The 20,898-nt window shown below is 71.7% G+C and carries 21 protein-coding genes; 11 read left to right on the plus strand and 10 right to left on the minus strand.

Features of this window, described 5'->3' with window-relative positions; translation table 11 throughout:
• Positions 1-42: 42 nt before the first annotated feature.
• Positions 43-1,188: a suppressor of fused domain protein gene (locus amrb99_RS23925; RefSeq protein WP_190859770.1), complete on the minus strand. Its 1,146-nt coding sequence runs from the start codon at positions 1,186-1,188 to the stop codon at positions 43-45.
• Positions 1,189-1,323: 135 nt separating this feature from the next.
• Here amrb99_RS23925 and rlmN point away from each other — a divergent pair, with 135 nt between their 5' ends.
• The 3 genes from rlmN to amrb99_RS23940 all read left to right on the plus strand — a co-directional run bounded on the left by rlmN (position 1,324) and on the right by amrb99_RS23940 (position 3,945).
• Entirely contained in the window at positions 1,324-2,472 is a 1,149-nt protein-coding gene (gene rlmN / locus amrb99_RS23930; protein WP_190859772.1) for a 23S rRNA (adenine(2503)-C(2))-methyltransferase RlmN, read from the plus strand.
• Positions 2,473-2,540: 68 nt separating this feature from the next.
• Positions 2,541-3,041, plus strand: coding sequence for a DivIVA domain-containing protein (locus amrb99_RS23935; RefSeq protein ID WP_190859774.1), 501 nt, complete (start codon positions 2,541-2,543; stop codon positions 3,039-3,041).
• 79 nt (positions 3,042-3,120) lie between these two features.
• Complete coding sequence (locus tag amrb99_RS23940) at positions 3,121-3,945, plus strand: DUF1963 domain-containing protein (RefSeq protein ID WP_190859776.1); 825 nt, start codon at positions 3,121-3,123, stop codon at positions 3,943-3,945.
• Between the two features lie 51 nt (positions 3,946-3,996).
• Here the strand turns inward: amrb99_RS23940 and amrb99_RS23945 are convergent, their stop codons facing one another.
• Positions 3,997-4,689, minus strand: coding sequence for a hypothetical protein (locus amrb99_RS23945; RefSeq protein WP_190859778.1), 693 nt, complete (start codon positions 4,687-4,689; stop codon positions 3,997-3,999).
• Positions 4,690-4,909: 220 nt separating this feature from the next.
• Complete coding sequence (locus tag amrb99_RS23950) at positions 4,910-5,635, minus strand: ATP-binding cassette domain-containing protein (protein WP_190859783.1); 726 nt, start codon at positions 5,633-5,635, stop codon at positions 4,910-4,912.
• An 87-nt stretch (positions 5,636-5,722) separates the two neighbouring features.
• Between amrb99_RS23950 and amrb99_RS23955 the strand changes: the two genes are divergently transcribed.
• Complete coding sequence (locus tag amrb99_RS23955) at positions 5,723-6,163, plus strand: HIT family protein (protein ID WP_347256822.1); 441 nt, start codon at positions 5,723-5,725, stop codon at positions 6,161-6,163.
• 687 nt (positions 6,164-6,850) lie between these two features.
• Here amrb99_RS23955 and amrb99_RS23960 read toward each other — a convergent pair.
• Both amrb99_RS23960 and amrb99_RS23965 read right to left on the minus strand, forming a co-directional pair.
• Positions 6,851-7,117, minus strand: coding sequence for a DUF1778 domain-containing protein (locus tag amrb99_RS23960; protein ID WP_190859790.1), 267 nt, complete (start codon positions 7,115-7,117; stop codon positions 6,851-6,853).
• Positions 7,118-7,232: 115 nt separating this feature from the next.
• The gene (locus amrb99_RS23965) at positions 7,233-7,724 is read right to left on the minus strand and encodes an Lrp/AsnC family transcriptional regulator (RefSeq protein WP_190859793.1); all 492 of its coding nucleotides are present in this window, start codon (positions 7,722-7,724) and stop codon (positions 7,233-7,235) included.
• Between the two features lie 164 nt (positions 7,725-7,888).
• Between amrb99_RS23965 and amrb99_RS23970 the strand changes: the two genes are divergently transcribed.
• The 6 genes from amrb99_RS23970 (at position 7,889) to amrb99_RS23995 (ending at position 15,003) form a co-directional block, all read left to right on the plus strand.
• The gene (locus amrb99_RS23970; protein ID WP_190859796.1) at positions 7,889-9,322 is read left to right on the plus strand and encodes a gamma-aminobutyraldehyde dehydrogenase; all 1,434 of its coding nucleotides are present in this window, start codon (positions 7,889-7,891) and stop codon (positions 9,320-9,322) included.
• A gap of 116 nt (positions 9,323-9,438) precedes the next feature.
• Positions 9,439-10,590, plus strand: coding sequence for an ABC transporter ATP-binding protein (locus amrb99_RS23975; RefSeq protein WP_190859798.1), 1,152 nt, complete (start codon positions 9,439-9,441; stop codon positions 10,588-10,590).
• Complete coding sequence (locus tag amrb99_RS23980; protein WP_347256823.1) at positions 10,587-11,831, plus strand: spermidine/putrescine ABC transporter substrate-binding protein; 1,245 nt, start codon at positions 10,587-10,589, stop codon at positions 11,829-11,831. The genes amrb99_RS23975 and amrb99_RS23980 overlap by 4 nt, the downstream gene beginning before the upstream one ends.
• The gene (locus tag amrb99_RS23985) at positions 11,831-12,700 is read left to right on the plus strand and encodes an ABC transporter permease (protein ID WP_190859801.1); all 870 of its coding nucleotides are present in this window, start codon (positions 11,831-11,833) and stop codon (positions 12,698-12,700) included. The genes amrb99_RS23980 and amrb99_RS23985 overlap by 1 nt, the downstream gene beginning before the upstream one ends.
• On the plus strand, positions 12,697-13,524 hold the full coding sequence (locus amrb99_RS23990) for an ABC transporter permease (protein ID WP_190859803.1): 828 nt from the start codon (positions 12,697-12,699) through the stop codon (positions 13,522-13,524). The genes amrb99_RS23985 and amrb99_RS23990 overlap by 4 nt, the downstream gene beginning before the upstream one ends.
• Positions 13,525-13,563: 39 nt before the next feature.
• Positions 13,564-15,003, plus strand: a complete 1,440-nt coding sequence (locus tag amrb99_RS23995) for an FAD-dependent oxidoreductase (protein ID WP_190859805.1) — start codon at positions 13,564-13,566, stop codon at positions 15,001-15,003.
• Positions 15,004-15,022: 19 nt separating this feature from the next.
• Here amrb99_RS23995 and amrb99_RS24000 read toward each other — a convergent pair whose 3' ends face one another.
• Positions 15,023-15,544, minus strand: coding sequence for a PH domain-containing protein (locus amrb99_RS24000; RefSeq protein WP_347256824.1), 522 nt, complete (start codon positions 15,542-15,544; stop codon positions 15,023-15,025).
• A 145-nt stretch (positions 15,545-15,689) separates the two neighbouring features.
• Between amrb99_RS24000 and amrb99_RS24005 the strand changes: the two genes are divergently transcribed.
• Positions 15,690-16,400: a hypothetical protein gene (locus tag amrb99_RS24005; protein WP_190859807.1), complete on the plus strand. Its 711-nt coding sequence runs from the start codon at positions 15,690-15,692 to the stop codon at positions 16,398-16,400.
• Here the strand turns inward: amrb99_RS24005 and amrb99_RS24010 are convergent.
• The 4 genes from amrb99_RS24010 to amrb99_RS24025 all read right to left on the minus strand — a co-directional run bounded on the left by amrb99_RS24010 (position 16,361) and on the right by amrb99_RS24025 (position 20,898).
• Positions 16,361-17,569 (minus strand): hypothetical protein, encoded by a 1,209-nt coding sequence (locus amrb99_RS24010; protein ID WP_190859809.1) that lies wholly within the window; start codon positions 17,567-17,569, stop codon positions 16,361-16,363. The genes amrb99_RS24005 and amrb99_RS24010 overlap by 40 nt on opposite strands.
• 166 nt (positions 17,570-17,735) lie before the next feature.
• Positions 17,736-18,620 carry a glutamate ABC transporter substrate-binding protein gene (locus tag amrb99_RS24015; RefSeq protein ID WP_241755854.1) on the minus strand — a complete coding sequence of 295 codons (885 nt, stop codon included), beginning with the start codon at positions 18,618-18,620 and terminating at the stop codon, positions 17,736-17,738.
• An 11-nt stretch (positions 18,621-18,631) separates the two neighbouring features.
• The gene (locus amrb99_RS24020; RefSeq protein ID WP_241755855.1) at positions 18,632-20,173 is read right to left on the minus strand and encodes a hypothetical protein; all 1,542 of its coding nucleotides are present in this window, start codon (positions 20,171-20,173) and stop codon (positions 18,632-18,634) included.
• Positions 20,170-20,898: an FHA domain-containing protein gene (locus tag amrb99_RS24025; protein WP_190859811.1), complete on the minus strand. Its 729-nt coding sequence runs from the start codon at positions 20,896-20,898 to the stop codon at positions 20,170-20,172. The genes amrb99_RS24020 and amrb99_RS24025 overlap by 4 nt, the downstream gene beginning before the upstream one ends.

Below are 20,898 nucleotides of genomic sequence, written 5' to 3' on the forward strand. Positions count from 1 at the left end.
TCGGCCGTCTCCGGCCTAGGAGAACGGCCAGCCGTCTCTGGCCTAGGAGACGACCCAGGAGCGTCCCTGCTGCGCCAGGCGCCGGATGAGCGCGTCCGAGCCCTCGCTCTTGGCGTACCGGTGCTCCTCGCCCGAGATGGGGACGAGCCATAGCCACCGGACGGGATCGCCGTGCAAGGTCAGCCCCGTGAGGGCGGGCGCCTCCGGCCCGGCCAGCCGCGCGGGGTCTTCCAGGAGGAGCACGCCTTCCCACGCGCCGTCGCCGCTCCCGAGGGGGAACGTGCGGGCCTCGTGGTACCACTTGACCACGTCCCCTGGGGCGAACCAGGTCACCGATCGCCACGGGTACTGGGCGAGCCACGGGAAGATACTTCCCGCGCGCTGGCTGGGCAGTGTGCTCGCCACAGCGAGTTCTATGCGGGCGTACGGGGCGACGTCGTCCTCGTACAGCTCCACGGTGGGCATCCGCTGGCGGCTCATCCCGACCGTGCTGAGCACGGTGAAACCGCGGTCGCCGCGTGCGGGCCGCTCCGTCACGCCCACGGTGGGGGACGGGCTGACCTTGCCTCCCGCGAGTTGGCGTCCCACGTCGTGCCAGTAGTGGCCCCCGGGGCCGAGCCGCTGCAGCAGGTGGCCTAGGACCGACTGCTGGAACTCCGCCCACGAGCCCTCCGCGCGGCACATCTTCCAGTGCTCGCGCGCGCGCTCGATACGGGGGCCGAACTCCGCGATCTCCTCTTCCATGGGGAAGGCGAACGGGCTCTGCTCCGTCGCGTCGCGCGCGTAGCCGGGGATGCCGCGGCCCATGTCCGACCATCCCGGGATCACGAACAGCGGGTCGCCCGCCTCCAGCACGGCGACGCCGTCGCCCTCCTCGAACCACACCACTTCGAGGGCGGAGGCGTCGAGGGCCTCGCGTCCCTGCGGATGGGCGACATGGGACTCGGGGAGCAGCGGTGCGCCGCCGGCGTCGAGCCGTGACCGGTCCAGCGACGACGGCGCCTTGCGGTGGTTGGCGACCCAGACGGCGCCGATCACCGAGTCCCGCGCGTCCCGCAGGTAGGCCGAGGTCACATCGCCGTCGGACTCGACGACGAGCCTCCGGCTGCCGTACGGGCTGGCCTCGGCGTGGACGATCGTGGCGGCGGGGGTCCTGGGCGAAGCGGTGCCCCTGCGCAAAACCGACATGATCAGACCTTAGTCGCAGTGAAGGTCATGCGCAGCGATGTCGCAGCGCTCGCCGCAGGACGCCGGGCGCGCGCGGGAGAAGAGCGCCCGGATGCGGACGAGGCATCGGCAGGTGTTTGCGACACTGGAAGGACCATGTCTGCCACCACCGAGCCCGCCACCGCGGGCGCCGCGCCCAAGAAGACCCCGGCGAAGCTCGTCTTCGCCGCGCCGCGGCGCGGCAAGCCGCCGCGGCACCTGGCCGACCTCACGCAGGCCGAGCGCCGCGAGGCGGTCGCTGAGCTGGGCGAGAAGCCGTTCCGGGCCGACCAGTTGTCGCGGCACTACTTCGCCCGGCTCGTCGACGACCCGGCGAAGATGACCGACCTGCCGGCCGCGGTGCGCGACCGGTTGGTGTCGGAACTGCTGCCCTCGCTGCTGACTCCGGTCCGCGAACTGGACTGCGACGGCGGCAGGACGCTGAAGACGGTCTGGAAGGCGTTCGACGGCGTCCTGTTCGAGTCGGTGCTGATGCGGTACCCCGACCGGGCCACGATGTGCGTCTCGTCCCAGGCGGGCTGCGGCATGAACTGCCCGTTCTGCGCCACGGGGCAGGCCGGTCTCACGCGCAACCTCTCCACGGCCGAGATAGTGGAGCAGGTCGCGGCGGGCGCGCGCGCGATGGCGCGGGGGCGCGTCCCCGGCGGGCCCGGCCGCGTCTCCAACATCGTCTTCATGGGCATGGGGGAGCCGCTCGCGAACTACAAGGCCGTCATCGGCGCGGTCCGCCGCATCACCGATCCGGCGCCGGCCGGCCTGGGGATCTCCCAGCGTTCCGTCACCGTGTCCACGGTCGGCCTCGTCCCGGCGATCGAGAAGCTCGCCGCCGAGGACATGTCCGTGCGGCTCGCGGTGTCCCTGCACGCCCCGGATGACGAGCTGCGCGACGACCTCGTCCCGATCAACAACCGGTGGAAGGTCGCCGAGGTCCTGGACGCCGCGTGGGCCTACGCCGACCGCAGCGGGCGCCGCGTCTCGATCGAGTACGCGCTCATCAAGGACGTCAACGACCAGGCATGGCGGGCCGATCTTCTCGGCAGGCTCTTGCGCGGCCACCTCGTACACGTCAATCTGATCCCGTTGAATCCGACGCCGGGGTCCAAGTGGACCGCCTCGCGGCCGGAGGACGAGCGCGAGTTCGTCCGCCGCCTGGAGGCCCACGGGGTTCCGGTCACGGTGCGCGACACTCGGGGCAGGGAGATCGACGGGGCCTGCGGACAGCTGGCCGCGGCGACCAAGGACTGAGCGCGCCGGCGGCGCCCCCCGGGGCCCCGCGGGCGCGGGGACGAGGGCTGAGGAGCACGGTGGCGCTGATGAGCACGCGGCTGCCGGTGGCGTTGCGGGGCTACGACCGGACACAGGTGGACGGCCTTCTCGAACGGATCTCGGGAGCGCTCAACGGCGGGCCGCCGATGTCCGCCGACGAGGTGCGCACGGCGCGCTTCGACGTCGTCCTGCGCGGATACGACCGCCGCGCGGTGGACGACCTGGTGCGCGAGTGCATCCGGGAGCTGGAGACGAAGGCACCGATCGCCGAGCGTCCCGGCCGTTCCCGGGCGAACCCCGCATGGCTGATCAACTGGATCCAGAACGCCCGGTTCGCCGGCTCGGGCATGCGCCCCGGCTACGACGTCCGGGACGTCGACGCGTTCCTCGACCGCGTCATCTCCGGGCTGCGCGGCGCGGCGCCGCCGGTGTCGGCGCGCGACGTCCGGGAGAGCGCCTTCCGCGTCGTCCGCCTCGGCCCCGGCTACGACGAGCAGGAGGTCGACCGCTTCCTCACCCAGCTCGCCGGGGCCCTCGAAGGCCGCTGAAAACGATCACCGCCGCGGGGTTATCCACATTTTCGCCGCGGGGTGGTGACCGCCGCCGGGGCCCAGCAGGCTTCGGGGCATGGACGACTTCGACGCGCAGCGCCGGCGGCTGAGCACCTTCCTCGGCCTGCTGTTCACCCCCGAGATCATCTCGGTCCTGCTGTCCCTGGCCCGGCCCGCGGTGCGGCTCGGAGCCGGCGGCGGCGTACCGGTCCGGCTGGGCGGTGCCCCGCTACTGCCGGCCGCCGCGGCCTGGCCCGCATGGAGGGGCCGTCCGCTCGACTTCCTCGGCGCCGTCGACTTCACCGAACTCGCCGTCTTCGGCGCGATCCCGGGCCTTCCTCAGGGTGGTCTGGCCGCCTTCTACTACGCGAGCGAGATCCCGAGGCCGTGGGGCGACGCGTCCGGGCAGCGGGACGGCTGGCGCGTGTTCACCGGCGACCTGCATCCCGCCGAGCCGCCGCCCGGCGCCCTGTTTTATCCACCAACCGAACTGGGCGCCACTCCGTTCCTGTCGCTGCCTTCGCCGCAGGAGATGGTCGTGCAGCGGCTGGAACGCGTCCATCGCGGCTTCCTGGCCGAGTACGAGCAACTGCACGCGGTCTGGTCCCGGCACGTCACGTCCGAGGCGCCCGCGCATCAGCTGGGAGGCTGGCCCGACCTCGTCCAGCGGCCGATCGGCCCCGACTGCCTGTACGCCTCCACGGGCCGTCCGCTCGACGGCTTCGACGCCCCGGAGCTGTCGGAAGACGATCTGGCGGCCGTCGACGACTGGCGCCTCCTGCTCCAGCTCGACTCCGACCACCGCCTCGGCTGGTACTGGGGCGACCCCGGCCGCGTCTACTTCTGCTCCCGCCGGAGCGACCCGCTGGAGCGAGCATGGCTGACCGTCCAAGCGACCTGACGTCCGGAGGGACCATGCGCCTCCAGCGATCCCTTGACCCCGTATGGACGGTCAGTGACGCAGCCGGGCGACGAATACGTAGGCGGCGCCGACGACGGCCGACCAGAGGGCCAGGTGCAACACCAGGCCGGGGAAGTCCGAGACGAAGCGGTCCGGGCCGTCGTGCGCCACCCTCAGCCACTCGATCATCGGGACCGAGAGAAAGGAGAGCCGGCCCAGCCCCAGCAAGAGGACCACGGTCACGCCGCCGAGCAGCGCCAGCAGCGACACTCCCGGATCCGGGATGAACGCCCGGCTCGTCCAGGCGCCGAGCAGTGTGCCCGCGAGCGCGACCGGCACGCTCAGCGCGCACCCCACGAGGATCGCCCGCCCCGGCGCACCCGCCTCGAGCCCCTGAAAGAGAGGAATGGCCAGCACGATGACGCCCAAGCACAGGTTCACGGCGTACGCGGCGACCAAGCCCGCCCAGGTGGGCGTCCAACGGTGCCGTGCCGCGGTCGCCGACAGCGCCCGCTGCTCGTCGGGCTGCGTGTCCAGCAGGGCCCGCGCCGTCCACGCCCAGATCGGGAACATGAACGCCGCCACATCGCCGAACGTCCCGACGGACAGCTTGACCCGCTCCGGCCCGCCCGGCCCCTGGAACAGGACGAGCACCATGACCAGCGCCACGACGATCATCGGATGCAGGACGCGCAGCGAACGCACGTACCCCTCGACCTGGAACCGCGCGAGCGCGATCACCATCCCCACCTCGCACGCTCGCCCCGGCCTCGCCCCGCCGCGCACTGCGGATCGCGGTCTGCTGACCCTCGCAGATCGCGGTCTGCCGACCCTCGCCGAGCATGGTCCGCCGACCCTCGCAGATTACGGCGCCCTGCCCGATCGCGAACGGTGCCTGGCCCCTTCGAGGCACCGGGCCGCCTGCCGCATCGGCACGCTTCGTCCCCTGCGCGGGACATGGTGATCATTGGCCGGGCCTCCGCACGGTGTAGCCGTCGGCGCGGAGCTTGGTCTCCACGGTGTCGGCGTCGGCCTCGGGCACCACGACCTCGAGCACCGTCAGCCTCGACGCGTCCGGCTCGTCGGCGGCGGCCAGGCGGGTCACCGTGCCGCCCGCGACCTGGAGCCGGTCGATGCCCGGCAGGGATTCGATGCAGCGCTGGTGGTCGCTGATGACCACGGTGGCACCGTCGGCGGCGAGACCGGCGATCAGCCCCGGCAGGGTGTCGCGGGTGGCCGCGTCCAACCCGGCGAACGGTTCGTCGAGGATGAGGAGTCCCGGGTCGTCCATGAGCGCCTGGGCGAGGCCGACCTTCTGCGCACTGCCCTTGGACAACTCCGGCAGCCGCACGTCGAGGAGGTGATCGAAGGCCAGACGCTCGGCCCACGTCCCGATCGCGTCCTCGGGCACCCGCCTGACGGCGGCCATGTGGCCGAGGTACGAGCGGACGGTGAACGGCTGGTCCACCGGGAAACGCTCGGGTGCGTACCCGATGCGGCTCGGTCTCTCTCGGACCGATCCCTTCTGGGGCCCGCGCAGGCCGGCGATGAGGCGGAGAAGGGTGGACTTCCCAGCGCCGTTCCGTCCCGTGACCTCGGTGACGCTGCCGGGCGGGAGGGAGAGCGTGACGTCCCTCAGCACCCAGGGACCCCTCCGGTGGTAGCGGAAGGCGACGTCGTCGAGCCGCATAGGACACGAAGGGTAGCGGCGAAAACCTAAGGGGGCCGTTAGGGAGGAGGCTGCGCACGCAGGCCGGGGGGCGGCAGAATGCCGCGCATGGCTGACTCCGTGTCCGGCAAGTCCTGCGTCTTCTGCGAGATCCTGAAGGGAGAGCGCCCCGCGCACGTCGTCCTCGACGCCCCGGACGCGCTCGCGTTCCTCGATGCCCGGCCGCTCTTCAAAGGACACACGCTGCTGGTGCCGCGGACGCACGTCGAGACACTGCCGGACCTGCCCGCCGACCTCGTCGGCCCGTACTTCCAGCACGCGCAGCGGCTCGCAGCGGCTATGGAGTCGGTGCTCGGCGCCGCCGGCTCCTTCGTCGCCGTGAACAACCGCATCAGCCAGAGCGTCCCCCACCTGCACGTTCACGTCGTTCCCCGCAACCGCAAGGACGGCCTGAGGGGCTTCTTCTGGCCCCGCCACAAGTACGACTCCGACGCCGAGGCCGCCGACTACGCGGCCCGCCTGTCCACGGCCCTCACCGACCAGACCTGAACCCGCCCCACCACCTCACCCAGACCGGACACCCCGCCGAACCAGCACCTCGCCGCCCAGCCCGCACCCTCGCCGACCCCGCGCCCTCGGCGGGTAGGTGACCTCGCCAAGCCCGCGGTCTGGACGCGAGCTGGTGACCTGGGCGAGTCGGTGACCTCGTCGGGGCCGCGGACTCGGCGAGCTGGTCTGGACGTGAGGCGGTGATCTGGGCGGTTCGGTGAGCTCGGCGAGTCGGTGACCTTGTCGGGGCTGCGATCTTGGCGAGCTGGTCTGGACGCGGGCCGGTGGGCTCGTCGGGGCCGCGGACTCGGGGAGCTGGTCTGGACGCGGGCCGGTGGGCTCGTTGAGGCGGGGAGCGCGTGGAGTTGGTCGGGTGCTGAGCCGCCTGGCTCGCCGAGGTCGTGGGCTCGCCGGGGAGGTGGGTTCGGTCGGCCGGTGGACGAGGTGGAGGTGGCGGGTCAGTGATTTGGGGTGAATCCGAGGTGGGCGGCTTCGGGGATCAGAGGCTCAGCTGGATCGGTGATTCGCCTCGGAGATGGCCGTCTTGCCGAGTCGGTTTGGCGAGGGGGGGTGGTGGGGCTGTGGTGCCCTGCCGGGGGCTGTGGTGCCCTGGCGGGGGCTTCGGTGCTCCCGCTAAGGGGCTGTGGTGCCCCCGCCGGAGGTGGCGGGGGCAGGGGTGGGTGGGAGTCAGGTCAGGGCTAGGAGGAGGGCTATGTAGGGTTCGGTCGCCTTGGGGTCCGGGGGCGGGTCGGGAGCGGCGGCGCGGAGGGCGGCGGCGTGCTCGTAGAGGTCGCGTTCCGCGCGGTCGAGGGCGGCGGACAGGATGTAGTCGGCGACGCTCCAGCCGATCAGGTCGGCGGCCTTGCGGATGGCGAGGAGCTGCTCGGCGGTCGTGCTCAGCGCGATGCGGTCGGTTCCGGGGGCGGGAAGGTCCGGGCGGACCGACTCAGACATGGCCGGTCTCCTTCCTTACGGCACCCCAAAGTACGCCGCGAGGGGTTGCCGGAACATCCTCATTCGGGACGAGAATCGACGGATGGCGGGCGAAGGCGGACGGCGGCGCGCGGCCTCAGCGGGTCCCCCAGGAGTAGGTCTGTTTCCGCAGCTTGAGGTAGACGAAGCTTTCGGTGGAGACGACGCCCGGGACGGCGCGGATCCGGCCGAGCAGCTCCAGGAGGCGCTCGTCGTCCTCGCAGACCAGTTCGAGCAGGATGTCGAACGAGCCGGCGGCGATGACGACGTAGTCGATCTCGTCGAGGGCGGCGAGCTCGTCGGCGATCGTCTCCAGGTCGCCCTCGCACTTCACGCCGATCATCATCTGCCGGGAGAAGCCGAGCATCAGCGGGTCGGTCACGCCGACGATCTGCATGACGCCGGTGTCGAGGAGCTTCTGCACGCGCTGGCGGACCGCGGCCTCGGAGAGGCCGACGGCCTTGCCGATGGCGGCGTAGGAGCGGCGGCCGTCCTGCTGGAGCTGCTCGATGATCCGCTTGGCGGTCTCGTCGAGATGCACGGGAGACCGGGCGGACCCCCGGCGGGAGGGAGGGCGCTCCTCCGTCATCGTAGGTACTCCTAGCTGCGGCATCGAGGGTGTGAGGCGGTTGGTCCAAGTGAATCAGTCGTGAAACTGGATCGTAACAACGGAATCACTTGTATTGGGCTGGAACCTCTGTCAGGGTCAGGCCAACGGGACAGTTCGGGCGGCGGCGCCCAGGAAGGATCGAGATGAGCGGCGAACGGCTGCGCAACTTTATCGGTGGCGAGTACACCGACGCCAAGGACGGGCGGACGCTGGAGGTGGTCGACCCCAGCACCGGCGAGGCGTACGCGGAGGCGCCGGTGTCCGGCGCCGAGGACGTCGACGCCGCGTTCCGCGCCGCCGCGGAGGCGTTCCCCGCCTGGCGGGACGCGACGCCCGGCGAGCGCAGCCTGGCGATGCTGCGGTTCGCCGACGCGGTGGAGGCCCGGGGACGCGAGCTGGTCGAGGCGGAGAGCCGCGACACCGGCAAGCCCGTGCAGCTCACCATGGAGGAGGAGCTGCCGCCGATGGTGGACAACCTCCGGTTCTTCGCGGGCGCGTCCCGCGTCCTGGAGGGCAAGGCCACCGGCGAGTACCTGGCGGACCACACCTCGTCCATCCGGCGGGAGCCGATCGGGGTGTGCGCGCAGGTGACGCCCTGGAACTACCCGATGATGATGGCGGTCTGGAAGATCGGGCCGGCGCTGGCGACGGGCAACACCGTGGTGCTCAAGCCGTCGGAGACGACCCCGGTCAGCACGCTGATGCTGGCGGAGATCGCCGCGGAGTTCCTCCCGCCCGGCGTGTTCAACGTGATCTGCGGCGACCGCGGCACCGGCCGCGCGCTGGTGGAGCACCCGACCCCGCAGATGGTGTCGATCACCGGCAGCGTGCGGGCGGGCATGGAGGTCGCCGCGGCCGCCGCGAAGGACCTCAAGAAGGTCCACCTGGAGCTCGGCGGGAAGGCGCCCGTCGTGGTGTTCGACGACGCGGACGTGGAGTCGGCGGCGCAGGGCATCGCGGAGGCCGGCTACTTCAACGCCGGGCAGGACTGCACCGCGGCGACGCGGGTGCTGGTCGCGGACCGCCTGCACGACGAGTTCACGGCGGCGCTCACCGAGGCGGCGCGCGGCACCGTCGTCGGCCCGCCGAGCAACACCGACGCCTTCTACGGCCCGGTGAACAGCGCCGCGCAGCTGGAGCGCGTCCAGGGCTTCATCGACCGGGTGCCGGGGCACGCGGAGGTGCTGACCGGCGGTTCGCGGTCCGGTGACGCCGGCTTCTTCTTCGAGCCCACCGTCGTCGGCGGGCTCCGCCAGGACGACGAGATCGTGCAGAACGAGGTGTTCGGCCCGGTCATCACCGTCCAGCGCTTCTCCGACGAGGCGCAGGCGATCGAGTGGGCCAACGGCGTCCGGTACGGGCTGGCGGCCAGCGTGTGGACGCAGAACCACGGGCGCGCGATGCGCATGAGCAAGGCACTGGACTTCGGGGCGGTGTGGGTGAACACCCACATCCCGTTCGTCTCGGAGATGCCGCACGGGGGCTTCAAGCACTCCGGCTACGGCAAGGACATGTCGATGTACGGAATCGAGGACTACACCCGCGTCAAGCACGTCATGCACTACATCGGCGCCTGAGGGACGTACCGCGGCGGTGCGCGGACCGGTGCCCGTCCCCTGGACGGGCACCGGCCGGCGCGGGGGCGCCGCCGCGGTGGTCGGGCGCCACGAGCTCGTGAAGGAAACCCCTGCCCATGACCGAAACCCAGCCCGCCCCGGCGCGCGACGACCCGGGTCGCGCAGTTCCCGCCATCGAGCTCACGGGAGTCGAGAAGACCTACCACGCGTACGGTGAGGCCGTCGCCGCGGTCCGCGGCGTGGACCTGACGATCGCGCAGGGGGAGTTCTTCTCCCTGCTCGGCCCGTCCGGCTGCGGCAAGACCACCACCATGCGCATGATCGCCGGCTTCGAGGAGCCGACGGCCGGCGAGGTCTACCTGCACGGACGCAGCGTCACCGGCGTGCCCGCCAACCGCCGTGACGTCAACATGGTGTTCCAGTCGTACGCGCTGTTCCCGCACATGAACGTCTTCGACAACGTGGCGTTCGGGTTGCGCCGGCGCGGCGTCGGCAAGGCCGACGTCAAGGCGCGGGTCGGCGAGATGCTGGAGATCGTCGACCTCACCGGGCGGGAGCGGCGCCGTCCCGGTGAGCTGTCGGGCGGACAGCAGCAGCGGGTCGCGCTGGCCCGCGCGCTGGTGAACCGGCCGCGCGCGCTGCTGCTGGACGAGCCGCTCGGCGCGCTGGACCTGAAGCTGCGGCAGGCGATGCAGGTCGAGCTGAAGCGCATCCAGCGGGAGGTCGGCATCACGTTCGTGTACGTGACGCACGACCAGGGCGAGGCGCTGACGATGTCGGACCGGATCGCGGTGATGAACGACGGGCTGATCGAGCAGCTCGGCACGCCGCGGGAGATCTACGAGCATCCGGCGACGCGGTTCGTGGCCGGGTTCATCGGGACGTCCAACCTGCTCGGCGGGGAGGTCGCCGAGGTGTCCGGGGGCGGCGCCGTGATCTCCTACGGGCCGGACGGGCGGATCGAGGTGCCGGTGCGGGACGGGCTGGCGGTCGCGGCGGGGGAGCGGCTGGAGCTGACGGTGCGGCCGGAGAAGATCGGCATCGGGACGGACAAGCCGGCCGACGACCTGTGCCGCGTCCGCGGCACGGTCACGGAGGTCGTCTACCTGGGGACCTCGACGAACTACAACATCACCACCTCCACCGGCGCCGACGTGGTCGTGTTCCTGCAGAACGCCACGAACGCCGACGACATCGCCGTTCGCGGGGACGGCGTCTGGCTGTCGTGGGACCCGCGCCACTCGTACGCCATAGGAGCCCCCCAGTGACGAACATCGACCCCGCGTTCCTGCGCGGACTGACCCGCCCGCGCCTGGCACGGTCCACCGCGTCCCGCCGGGACGTGCTGCGGCTGATGGGCGCGGCGGGCGCGGGCCTCGCCCTGTCGGCCTGCGGCGTGAAGGGGCAGGGCGGCAAGGAGAAGGTCACCCAGACCGACGTGCAGAAGTACTGGGCGGGCAAGGCCAAGACGGGCAAGCTGAGCTGGGCGAACTGGCCGGGCTACATGGAGGACGACCACTCGACCATCAAGGCCTTCGAGAAGGCCACCGGCATCAAGGTGGACTACAAGGAGGTCATCCAGGAGATGGGGCCCTGGTTCGGCAAGATCCAGGCGCCGCTGGCGGCCGGCCAGTCCATCGGGTTCGACCTGATGGTGATGACGAACGGGATCCAGCTGGAGCAGGCGCGGCAGCTCGGCTACCTCGCGCCGCTGGACCAGTCGCGGCTGAAGAACTTCCAGGCCAACGCCGGCCCGACGTTCAAGAACCCGTCGTACGACCCGGGCAACGCGTTCACGGTCCCGTACGAGTCGGGCGTCACCGGGATCGCGTACAACACCAAGTACGTCAAGGAGGAGATCACCAGCATCGCGCAGCTGTTCGACCCGAAGTACAAGGGGCGGGTCGGCATGATGGGCGACTCGCAGGAGCTCGGGAACTTCGGGATGTTCCTGCTCGGCATCGACCCGGAGAAGTCGACGCAGGCCGACTGGGAGAAGGCGGCGGCGAAGCTCCGCGAGCAGCGCGACAAGGGGATCGTCCGCAAGTACTACAACCAGGACTACGTCGACGCCGTCAGCAAGGGCGACGTGTGGATGACGATGGCGTGGTCGGGTGACGTGTACAGCATGACCAGTCCGGACGTGCGGTTCGCCATCCCGAAGGAGGGCGGCACCATCTGGACGGACAACATGTGCATCCCGAAGACCGCGGGCAGCCCGGTGGACGCGATCACGCTGATGGACTGGCTGTACGTCCCGGAGAACAACGCGCCGCTGACCGAGTTCGTCAACTACATCACGCCCGTGCCGGGGGTGAAGCAGGTCGTCGCGGCGGACGCTGCGAAGGCGACGGGCCAGGAGAAGAAGGACCTGACGCGGCTCAGCACGAGCCCGCTGGTGTTCCCGTCCGAGGCGGACATGCAGCGGCTGCGGCGCTACCGGCGGCTCACGCAGGCGGAGGAGACGCGGTACCAGAAGATCTTCGAGCCGATCGCCAAGGGCTCGTGATGGCCCGGCGGCCGCGGGGCGGCGCGCTCGCGCCGTACCTGATGATCCTGCCGAGCGGGCTGTGGATGCTGGCGTTCTTCATCGTGCCGATCGTGCTGATGGTGTCGCTGTCGCTGCAGACGGGGAACCTCATCGACGGCTTCCGGCAGACGTTCCACTGGCAGAACTACACCGACGGCCTCAACACCTACGGCGACAAGGTCGTGCGGTCGCTGTGGTACGGCCTGATCGCGACCGTCCTGTGCATCGCGCTCGCCTACCCGGCCGCGTACTGGATCGCCTTCCGCGGCGGGCGGCACAAGTCGACGTACCTGTTCCTGCTGCTGCTTCCGTACTTCGTGTCGTTCGTCCTGCGGACGGTGTCGTGGAAGCTGGTGCTGACCGACAACGGGCCGATCCTCGGGCCGCTGCGGAACCACGGCCTCCTGCCGTCCGGCTTCCATGTGCTGGACACCGGCGTCGCCGTCGTGTCGGGGCTGACGTACAACTTCCTGCCGTTCATGGTGCTGCCGATCTACGTGGCGCTGGAGCGGATCGACGAGCGCGTCGTCGAGGCCGCGTACGACCTGTACGCGAGCCGGGCGCAGGCGTTCGCGCGGGTGGTGCTGCCGCTGTCGCTGCCCGGCGTGTTCGCGGGCGTCATCATGACGTTCGTGCCGGTGTCGTCGGACTACGTCAACGCCGAGGTGCTGGGCGGCCCGCAGAACACGATGATCGGCAACGTGATCCAGACGGAGTACTTCGACAACAGCGCCTACCCGGTCGCGTCGGCGCTGTCGTTCGCGCTGATGGCGATCCTGCTGGTCGGCATCTTCGTGTACGCGCGGTCGCTCGGCACGCAGGACGTTCTGGAGGCGGCGGGACGATGACGACGATCGCACCCACCGCGGCGCCGCGCCCCGCGCCGCCGCGCCGGCGCCGCCGGATCTCCGGCCTGCACCTCTACACGCTGCTGCTGATCGCGTGGCTGATCCTGCCGATCGCCATCATGATCATGTTCGGGTTCAACGACACGCACAGCAAGCAGAACTTCCAGTGGCAGGGCTTCACGTTCAAGTGGTACGTCCACCTGTTCGACAAGGAGGACCTGACCACCGCGGTCATCAACTCGCTGACGATCGCGGTGCTCAGCACCGCCATCACCACGGTCATCGGGACGTTCGCTGGGATCGCGCTCGGCCGGCACCGGTTCCGCGGCAAGGGCGTGACGAACCTGGTGCTGTTCATGGCGATCTCCTGCCCGGAGATCGTGATGGGCGCGTCGCTGCTGTCCATGTTCGTCACGTTCAACCTGCCGCGCGGCTACCTGACGATCCTGCTCGCGCACGTGATGTTCTCGATCGCGTTCGTGGCGGTGACGGTGCGGGCGCGCGTGGTCGGGCTGGACCCGGCGGTCGAGGAGGCGGCGCAGGACCTCGGGGCCGGGCCGCTGACGCGGTTCCGGCTGGTCACCCTGCCGATGATCATGCCGGGCGTGGTGGCGGGCGCGCTGCTGGCGTTCGTGCTGTCCATCGACGACTTCGTGATCACCAACTTCACCAGCGGCTCCACCATCACGTTCCCGCTGTGGATCTACGGCTCGACCCGGACCGGGACGCCGCCGCAGGTCAACGTGATGGGCACGATCATCTTCGCGGTCGGCGTGCTGATCGCGGTGGTGTCGGCGCGGCGGAGCATCCGCGCGTCCCGCTGAGCGCGGGGACGTGCCCGACTCCATGAAAGCGCCGGACTCATGAAAGGGCTGGACTCCGCGAACGTGCCGGACGGAGTCGTAAAGGCGCTCGCGGACGCCGAGCCCGTGCCGTACTGGCTCGCCGACGCGGCGCGTCCCGAGCCGGAGCCGCCGCCGGCGGGCGAGCGGTCATGCGACCTCGCCGTGGTCGGCGGCGGCTACGGCGGCCTGTGGACGGCCCTCCTCGCCAAGGAGCGCGACCCGTCCCTGGACGTGGTGGTGCTGGAGGCGGGACGGGTGGGGTCCGCCGCGTCGGGCCGCAACGGCGGGTTCTGCGCGGCGAGCCTCACCCACGGCCTGGAGAACGGCCAGGCGCGCTGGCCGGACGACATGCACGAGCTCGAACGGCTCGGCTGGGACAACCTGCGCGCCATCGGCGCGACCCTCGCCCGGTACGGCATCGACGCCGAGTGGGAGCCGACCGGGGAGATGACGGTCGCGACGCGGGAATGGCAGGTCCCGGCGCTGGAACGGGCGGCGGAGAAGGCGTACGAGTTGGGCTGGGAGCCGATCCTGCTCGGCCCGGACGCCGTCCGCCGGGAGGTCGCGTCGCCCACGTACCTCGCCGGGCTGTGGGACCGAGACGCGGTCGTCATGGTGCATCCCGCGAAGCTCGCGTTCGGGCTTGCGGAGGCGTGCCGGTCCCTCGGCGTCCGCGTCCACGAGAACACGCGGGTGACCGGGGTGCGCTCGGGCGCCCGCAGGCTGCGGCTGAGCGGCGCGCACGGGTCGGTGACGGCCCGGCGCGTCGCGCTCGCCACGGGCGCGTTCCCGCCGCTGCTGCGGCGCATGCGCGGCTTCCTCGTCCCCGTGTACGACTACGCGCTGGTGACCGAGCCGCTGTCCCCGGCGCAGCGCGAGGCGATCGGCTGGAAGCACCGGCAAGGGCTCGGGGACGCCGGCAATCAGTTCCACTACTACCGGCTCACGGCCGACGACCGGATCCTCTGGGGCGGGTACGACGCCGTCTATCACTACGGCAACGGAATGCGGCGCGACCTGGAGAACCGCCCGGCCACTTTCGCCACACTGGCGCGGCATTTCTTCGCCACGTTCCCGCAGCTGGAGGGCGTCCGTTTCACGCACGCGTGGGGCGGTGTCATCGACACGTGCAGCCGTTTCTGCGCCTTCTACGGGACGACCTTCGACCGCAGGCTCGCCTATGCGGCGGGGTATACGGGCCTCGGTGTGGGGGCCACGCGTTTCGGCGCGGACGTCATGCTCGATCTGCTCGGCGTGGGCCTCGCCCCCGGCGAGGAGACCGAGCGGACGCGGCTGGCGATGGTGCGCTCCAAGCCCGTCCCGTTCCCGCCCGAGCCGCTCAGGTACGGCGTCATCGAGCTGACCCGCCGCGAACTCGCCCGCGCGGACCGCGACGACGGCCGCCGCGGTCTCTGGCTCCGCACCCTGGACCGCTTCGGGCTCGGCTTCGACTCCTGACGGGGCCGCGCCGGCGGGATCAGTCCGGAGCCGCGTCGACGGTGCCGAAGACGAACGACGAGACCTCGAGGTACAGCTGCTCGGGATACGGCACGAAGCGGACCCTCCGAAGCCCCTGCTTCTGCCCCGCGGACTCGATGATGAACTCGCCGTAGCCGAGCGCCCGGCCCGTGTAGGAGCGCTTCAGCTCGATGTTGTCGACCTTCGCCATCGGCATCATCGCGATGTCCCGGTTGAGGACGCCGCGGATCACCATGATGCGGTGCTCGGTGACCAGGAAGAACTGCAGGGACCAGGCGGCGAGGTTCCAGAGCAGGTAGCCGAGGCTGACCAGCCACAGGAGCCAGATCCACGCCAGGCCGATGGTCACCTGGACGGCCGCGCACAGGATGAGGGCGGCGACCGCGTAGACGATCGGCAGCAGGAGGAGGGCGGGGTGCCGGCGCACGGCGATGACCCGTCCTTCGTAGGACATCAAGTACCTGTCGACCATCCGCGTCGTCGTGTCGTCGCGGTGGACCACCATGTCCTGCAGATTCACTGCGGTTTCCCATCGTGTCCGGTGGTCCAACGGTAGCCCAACGCGCGCGGGCCGTGCAGGTACCGCGGCGGTGATCGCGGCGGGTCGCCCGGGGAACGGCGCATCGGCCTTGTGCGCGCCGGGCGCGCGGCTGATGATGTTCCGCATGGACGGCGTTGGGGAGCCCGGTCGGCAGCCGCAGGAGGGCCGTGCGGGCGCTCAGGGAGCGCAAGGGGATTTCGCCCACGACGTCATGGGCCGTCCGATCTGGCGGCTGCTGCTGCGCGGCCTCGGCGTGTACCTGCCGGGCTGGCGGACGCCTGAGACGGTGCTGCGGGTGCCGGGCGGCGCGGTCGGGTTCGGGCCGCCCGCGTTTTTGGACGGCGACGCCGGGTTCGGACTGCAGCTCCCGGACCGGCGGAAGGGCCTGGAGCCCGACCGGGAGATCTACGTGCGGGGCCGGGAGAACCCGAGCTTCGGCATCGTCGTGGCGGGCCCGGCGGCGGCGATCGGCAGCCGGGTCGTGGACGCGGAGGTGCTGATGCGGTTCGCGCGGCGGCTGACCTTCGAGGAGCTGTTCGACACCGGCGACGCCGACTCGGTGCCGTACGCGGTGCGCGGCGCGCGCGCAGTGGAGAACGTGGTGTTCCTCGACCGCGCCGCGGGCGTCGGGCTGTGCGCAGAGGTCGAACCGGTGACGCGCGCGCTGCACTGCCCCCTGTACGTGCGGATCGGCGGCCCCGCTGAGCGGACCGTCCGCGCCTATGCCCCGAACCCCGAACACGTCCCGAACGGCGCCCAGCGCGAAAACGGGCCCGGCGCGGCCTACAGTGCGTCCTACGGAGCGGACGACCAGGCGGTGAGATCCCACAGCTGATGGGACGGCAGCCGCCGCAGCCGCTCAGTGGCGGACGACGGGTCCCAGAACACCTCGTCGCTCTCCAGCTCCAGCGACTGCGCGGCGGTCAGCACCGCGCACAGCAGCTCGTCGCGGGTGCGGACGGCCATCAGCGGCCCGATCTGCGCCACCGCGCCCGAACACTCCGACAGGGTGCGCAGGAGCGCCTTGAGCGCCTCCTCGTCCTCCGGAGCGCGCGCGGGCTCCACACCGGGCGGCAGGCCCGGCTCGACGCGGGCGAGGCCGCCGCGGCGGTCGCCGCCGTTGGCGGTGAGGCCGTTCTTCGGCGGCTCGGTGCCGGCCGAGATGAGCAGCGCGCTGAACGCGCCGGCGAGGTCCTCGGCGGCCTGCCCGCCGAGGAAGTAGCGGCGCCGCTCGGGGGAGCCCGGCGCCGTCCCGTCGGTGCCCTCGGCCGTGCGGAACCGGACGTTCAGCCGGCTCGCCCGCACGCACCGCTCGTACATCTCGGTGAGGATGTCGTCGAGCTGCCCGTCGCGGGTCCACAGCCGCCCCGTGGCGGTCACGGACGTCCCGCCGGGGTGGTCGCGGGGGCGGCCGGTCAGCGCGGCCGTGACGGTGTCGTCGAGCTCGCCCTCGGTGAACTGGAGCAGCTCGGTGACGACGTCCTCGACGTCCTCCAGCGTGCGGGTGAGGGTGCGCTGCAGCTCGAGGATCTCCTCGCCGCCGCGCTCCAGCTCGGCGAGCCGGTCCAGCGCGCCCTCCACCTTGCCCTCGACGGCGGCGGCGCCGGCGCCGGTCACCGACCGCACCGACGTCTCGATCTCGGCGAGCTTGCGGCGCAGCGCGGCGAGCGTGATGCGCTGCTGCTCCAGGTCGTGCAGCCGGCCGGCCTGCACGCGCAGGTGCTCGTCGGCCTGGTGGACGCGCCCGGCCAGTTCCTCGACCTGCTCGTGGTTGTGGCGCAGCCGGCCGTCGAGCGCGGGCAGCACGTCCTGCTTGACCCGCGACAGCTCGGCGGTGAGCTGCTCGCCGACCGTGACCAGCACGTTGTTCTGCTTGGCGACCTGCTCGTTCAGCTCGTCGACGCGGCGGTTGAACGCGTTGGCCTGGTTGCGGGACTGCCGGCCCGCGTACAGTTCGAGCGCCCCGACCACGACGCACAGCACCACCAGGACGACCGTCGTCATGGCACTCCTCGGGCGGGGCGGTTCCTACCGGAATGGGTTTTGATCGCGACCATAACTTACGATCACGCGCGCCGACCGGAACTTACGTAACCGACTGATCTCAGTGACCCTCCGGTTTCATCGGCCCTTCACGCCCCGCCGTTCCTCGCAATGCGCATCCGCGCGGTCACGACTCGTCACAACCCTCGAATTGGGGCACGGTGGTGGTGACTTTCAGGCCCGCGGGATCGAACCACTTGTGCAGCAGCCGCGGCACGGTCCCGTCCTGGTACATCTTGGTGAGGACCTTGTTCACCTTCTCGCAGCCGTCCACGTCGTCCTTGCGCAGCCCGATGCCGTACGGCTCGTCGGAGAACGGCGCGTTGACGATCGCCACCTTGTGGCCCTCCTTGACGGCCTTCGCCGCCAGGCCCGCCAGGATCAGGTCGTCGGTCGAGACGGCGTCGAGCCGGTCCGAGGTCAGGCCGTCCAGGCAGGCGGCGTAGCCCTCGCGCTCCCCGACGTCCGCGGGAAGCGCCGCCACGCCCAGCTCGTCGTGGACGCGCGGGTACGACACCGACCCGGCGACCCGGCACAGCCGCTTCCCCGCGAGGTTGTGGACGTTCTTCACCGCCGACGCGTCGGACGCGCGGACCAGGATGTCCTGGTGCGCGACGTAGTACGGGCCCGCGAACGCCACGTCCAGCTTCCGCTCGGGCGTGATGGAGTAGCTCGCGACGACGAGGTCGACCTTGCCCTTCTCGATCAGGCTCTCGCGGGTCTTGGACGTCACCGGCGCGAAGCGCAGGTGCGAGCCGGTGACGCCGAGCCGCCGCGCGACCTCCCGGGCGACGTCGATGTCGAAGCCCGCGTAGGTGCCGCCGCTGCGCGACCCGACGCCGGGCTGGTCGGTGTTGACGCCGATCGTGAGGTCGCCCTTGTGCACGATCGACGTCTCGCCCGCGTCGGCGATCCCACAGGCCGCCGCCGACAGCGCGGCCGTCCCGGCGGTCAGCAGCGCCGCCGCCGCGCGCAGGACGTTCCCGTTCCGCCGGATCCCCATGGTCCCCATACCGCGCCTTCTCATCGCTGCCACCGGTACTCCGCCAGGCGCGGCCGCACTCCGGCGAGCGCGAGCGCGACGATGGCGATGCCCGCGACCGGCAGGATCGCGTACCAGCCGCCCGTGCCGTCCTCGCCGTCCTTCACGGCCTGCTGGAACGCCCCCCAGTGGATGCCGATCAGGGACTGCATGTCCTTGTCGTACCGGGTGAAGTCGGCCGTGGCGGCGCCGCGCGCCGCGGCGGCCTGCGCCTTCTGCCCGCCGTCGACGAGCGCGCGCATCCGGTGGTCGTTCTCCTGGACCCTCTGGTAGTCGGCCAGCACGCGCTTCAGGGCGTCCTCGGTGTCCACGGGCCTGGCGAGGTCGTCGACCCGGTTGGCCTCCGTGCCGAGGAAGCCGAGGAACGGCGCGCGTCCCTGCTCGACCGGCAGCCCCTTCTGCACGGCGGCGTTGTACTCGTCGAGGTTCCCGGCCTTCAGGTAGAGGACGGTCTGCGACTTCTTCAGGTAGACCTGCTCGTAGGAGTCGGCGCGGGCCGGGTCGAGCAGGAAGCGCGTCTCGTCGGCGTTCGCGCTGTTGCTGATGGCGCGCGCCCGCGACAGCGACAGGATCGGGTCGAACCCCTGCTCCTTCGCCCTGCGCAGGTCGTCCGCCTGCCCGGCGAGCATCGCGGCGCACGCGGCGACGAGGACGAGCGCGCCGAGCGTGGCGACGGCCAGCGCCGGGTTCAGCAGCCGCCGGAAGCGGCGCGCCAGGTACGCCTGGAGCCCCAGCAGGACGGCCAGCAGCACGATCCCGGTGACGACGACCCACAGGGTGCCCGACCGGACGTCGGAGCGCTTGTTCTCGTAGGTGTGCCGGACGAGCGTGCCGTTGTCGAGCGTCAGGTTGTAAGCCTTGGGCAGCAGGTCGAGCTTCATCATGTCGGTCGCCTGCCGGTACAGGTCCAGGACCTTCTTCGGCGGCTGGCCGGAGGTGCGCCCCGACTGCTGGTCGAGCAGGAGCGCCTGCGAGGCGAGCCGCTCGTAGCGGCCGATGCCGTCCAGCAGGTCGCGGGCGGTGTCGTCCTCGGTGGTCTCGTCGGCGAGCTTCGCGGCCTTCAGCAGCGCGACGCCGGCGCGCTGCCGGTCCTGGTCGTAGCGGGCGAGGGCCTCGTCGCGGCCGCCGCCGGCCGCGGGCCCCGCGAGCAGCGCGTTGGCCAGCTGGGCGTCCATGTCCGACAGCTGGAAGTACATGTCGCCGGTCGCGACGACCTGCGGGCCCGCGTCCTTCCCGATGACCTTCACGCCGTCGCGGGCGTCGGCGATCGCCGCCCACGCCGCCACGAGCAGCGCCACGAGGACCACGGCGACCGCCGCGGTCAGCGCCCGGACCCGGCCCGCGACGGTGCGGGGGAGCGCCCGCGCGATGCCCGACGGCTCGCCGGGGACCGCGCGCCGCAGCCGCCGCTCCGACGGGCGCTCCGGCGGCGGCGCCGCGCCGCCGGGAGCCGGGGCGCCGCCTCCGGGACGGCCGGACGGTGCGCCCGGCGGTCCTCCCGGCGCCTGCTGGACGGCCGTCATGTCGCCTCGTCTCTGGTCAGCGTGATGGTGGTCCAGGCGCCGACGTGGATGCGGTCGCCCGCGGACACGGGGACCTCCTCGTTCAGCGGGATCGGATCGGTGGAGCCGTTCAGGCATGTCCGGTTCCGGGAACCGGGGTCGACGAGCGTCCAGGAGCCGTCCGGCTTGGCCAGCAGCACGGCGTGGACGTGCGAGACGCCCGGGTCCTCCGGCGGCTCGCGCAGGTCGATCTCCGGCGGGGACGGCTGCGCCGAGCTGCGGCGCCCGATGCGGATCTGCTGCCCGGCGAGCGGGATCCGCCGCTCGGGCGCGTACGGCGGGAACGCCAGCGTCGCCGAGTCCGGGCCCTCCTCGGCGATGACCGCGTTGTAGTACTCGCGGTCGGCGGCCACCACGGCCGTCCAGCCCGTCGCGCTCGGCGCGGGCGGTGGAGGCGGTGGAGGCGGTGGAGGCGGTCCCGGTGGTCCCGGGGGCGGGGGAAGCGGCCGGTCGGGCGTGGGCCTGCCGCCGCCGGTCGCGAAGTCGTAGCCGCAGATCTCGCAGAACCGGTCGGTGCCGGGCTCTCCGCAGTCGGGGCAGCGCCGCTCCCCGGACGGGCCGGACGGCGCCGCCGGCCCCCCGCCGGACGGGGACGCGGGGGGCGTGGCGGGCGCGCCGATGAGCTCGCCGCAGTCGTCGCAGTAGTCCGCGGACCGCGAGGTGTGGCCGTTGGGGCAGATCGCCAT

Source organism: Actinomadura sp. RB99 (assembly GCF_014706005.1).
Taxonomy (GTDB): domain Bacteria; phylum Actinomycetota; class Actinomycetes; order Streptosporangiales; family Streptosporangiaceae; genus Spirillospora.

What these genes read in the sequence shown, in the direction of transcription:
- amrb99_RS23925 (WP_190859770.1), bottom strand. Translation starts at nt 1,188, where the DNA reads ATGTCGGTTTTGCGCAGGGGCACCGCTTCGCCCAGGACCCCCGCCGCC.
- rlmN (WP_190859772.1), top strand. Translation starts at nt 1,324, where the DNA reads ATGTCTGCCACCACCGAGCCCGCCACCGCGGGCGCCGCGCCCAAGAAG.
- amrb99_RS23935 (WP_190859774.1), top strand. Translation starts at nt 2,541, where the DNA reads ATGAGCACGCGGCTGCCGGTGGCGTTGCGGGGCTACGACCGGACACAG.
- amrb99_RS23940 (WP_190859776.1), top strand. Translation starts at nt 3,121, where the DNA reads ATGGACGACTTCGACGCGCAGCGCCGGCGGCTGAGCACCTTCCTCGGC.
- amrb99_RS23945 (WP_190859778.1), bottom strand. Translation starts at nt 4,689, where the DNA reads ATGGTGATCGCGCTCGCGCGGTTCCAGGTCGAGGGGTACGTGCGTTCG.
- amrb99_RS23950 (WP_190859783.1), bottom strand. Translation starts at nt 5,635, where the DNA reads ATGCGGCTCGACGACGTCGCCTTCCGCTACCACCGGAGGGGTCCCTGG.
- amrb99_RS23955 (WP_347256822.1), top strand. Translation starts at nt 5,723, where the DNA reads ATGGCTGACTCCGTGTCCGGCAAGTCCTGCGTCTTCTGCGAGATCCTG.
- amrb99_RS23960 (WP_190859790.1), bottom strand. Translation starts at nt 7,117, where the DNA reads ATGTCTGAGTCGGTCCGCCCGGACCTTCCCGCCCCCGGAACCGACCGC.
- amrb99_RS23965 (WP_190859793.1), bottom strand. Translation starts at nt 7,724, where the DNA reads ATGACGGAGGAGCGCCCTCCCTCCCGCCGGGGGTCCGCCCGGTCTCCC.
- amrb99_RS23970 (WP_190859796.1), top strand. Translation starts at nt 7,889, where the DNA reads ATGAGCGGCGAACGGCTGCGCAACTTTATCGGTGGCGAGTACACCGAC.
- amrb99_RS23975 (WP_190859798.1), top strand. Translation starts at nt 9,439, where the DNA reads ATGACCGAAACCCAGCCCGCCCCGGCGCGCGACGACCCGGGTCGCGCA.
- amrb99_RS23985 (WP_190859801.1), top strand. Translation starts at nt 11,831, where the DNA reads ATGGCCCGGCGGCCGCGGGGCGGCGCGCTCGCGCCGTACCTGATGATC.
- amrb99_RS23990 (WP_190859803.1), top strand. Translation starts at nt 12,697, where the DNA reads ATGACGACGATCGCACCCACCGCGGCGCCGCGCCCCGCGCCGCCGCGC.
- amrb99_RS23995 (WP_190859805.1), top strand. Translation starts at nt 13,564, where the DNA reads ATGAAAGGGCTGGACTCCGCGAACGTGCCGGACGGAGTCGTAAAGGCG.
- amrb99_RS24005 (WP_190859807.1), top strand. Translation starts at nt 15,690, where the DNA reads ATGGACGGCGTTGGGGAGCCCGGTCGGCAGCCGCAGGAGGGCCGTGCG.
- amrb99_RS24010 (WP_190859809.1), bottom strand. Translation starts at nt 17,569, where the DNA reads ATGACGACGGTCGTCCTGGTGGTGCTGTGCGTCGTGGTCGGGGCGCTC.
- amrb99_RS24015 (WP_241755854.1), bottom strand. Translation starts at nt 18,620, where the DNA reads ATGGGGACCATGGGGATCCGGCGGAACGGGAACGTCCTGCGCGCGGCG.
- amrb99_RS24020 (WP_241755855.1), bottom strand. Translation starts at nt 20,173, where the DNA reads ATGACGGCCGTCCAGCAGGCGCCGGGAGGACCGCCGGGCGCACCGTCC.
- amrb99_RS24025 (WP_190859811.1), bottom strand. Translation starts at nt 20,898, where the DNA reads ATGGCGATCTGCCCCAACGGCCACACCTCGCGGTCCGCGGACTACTGC.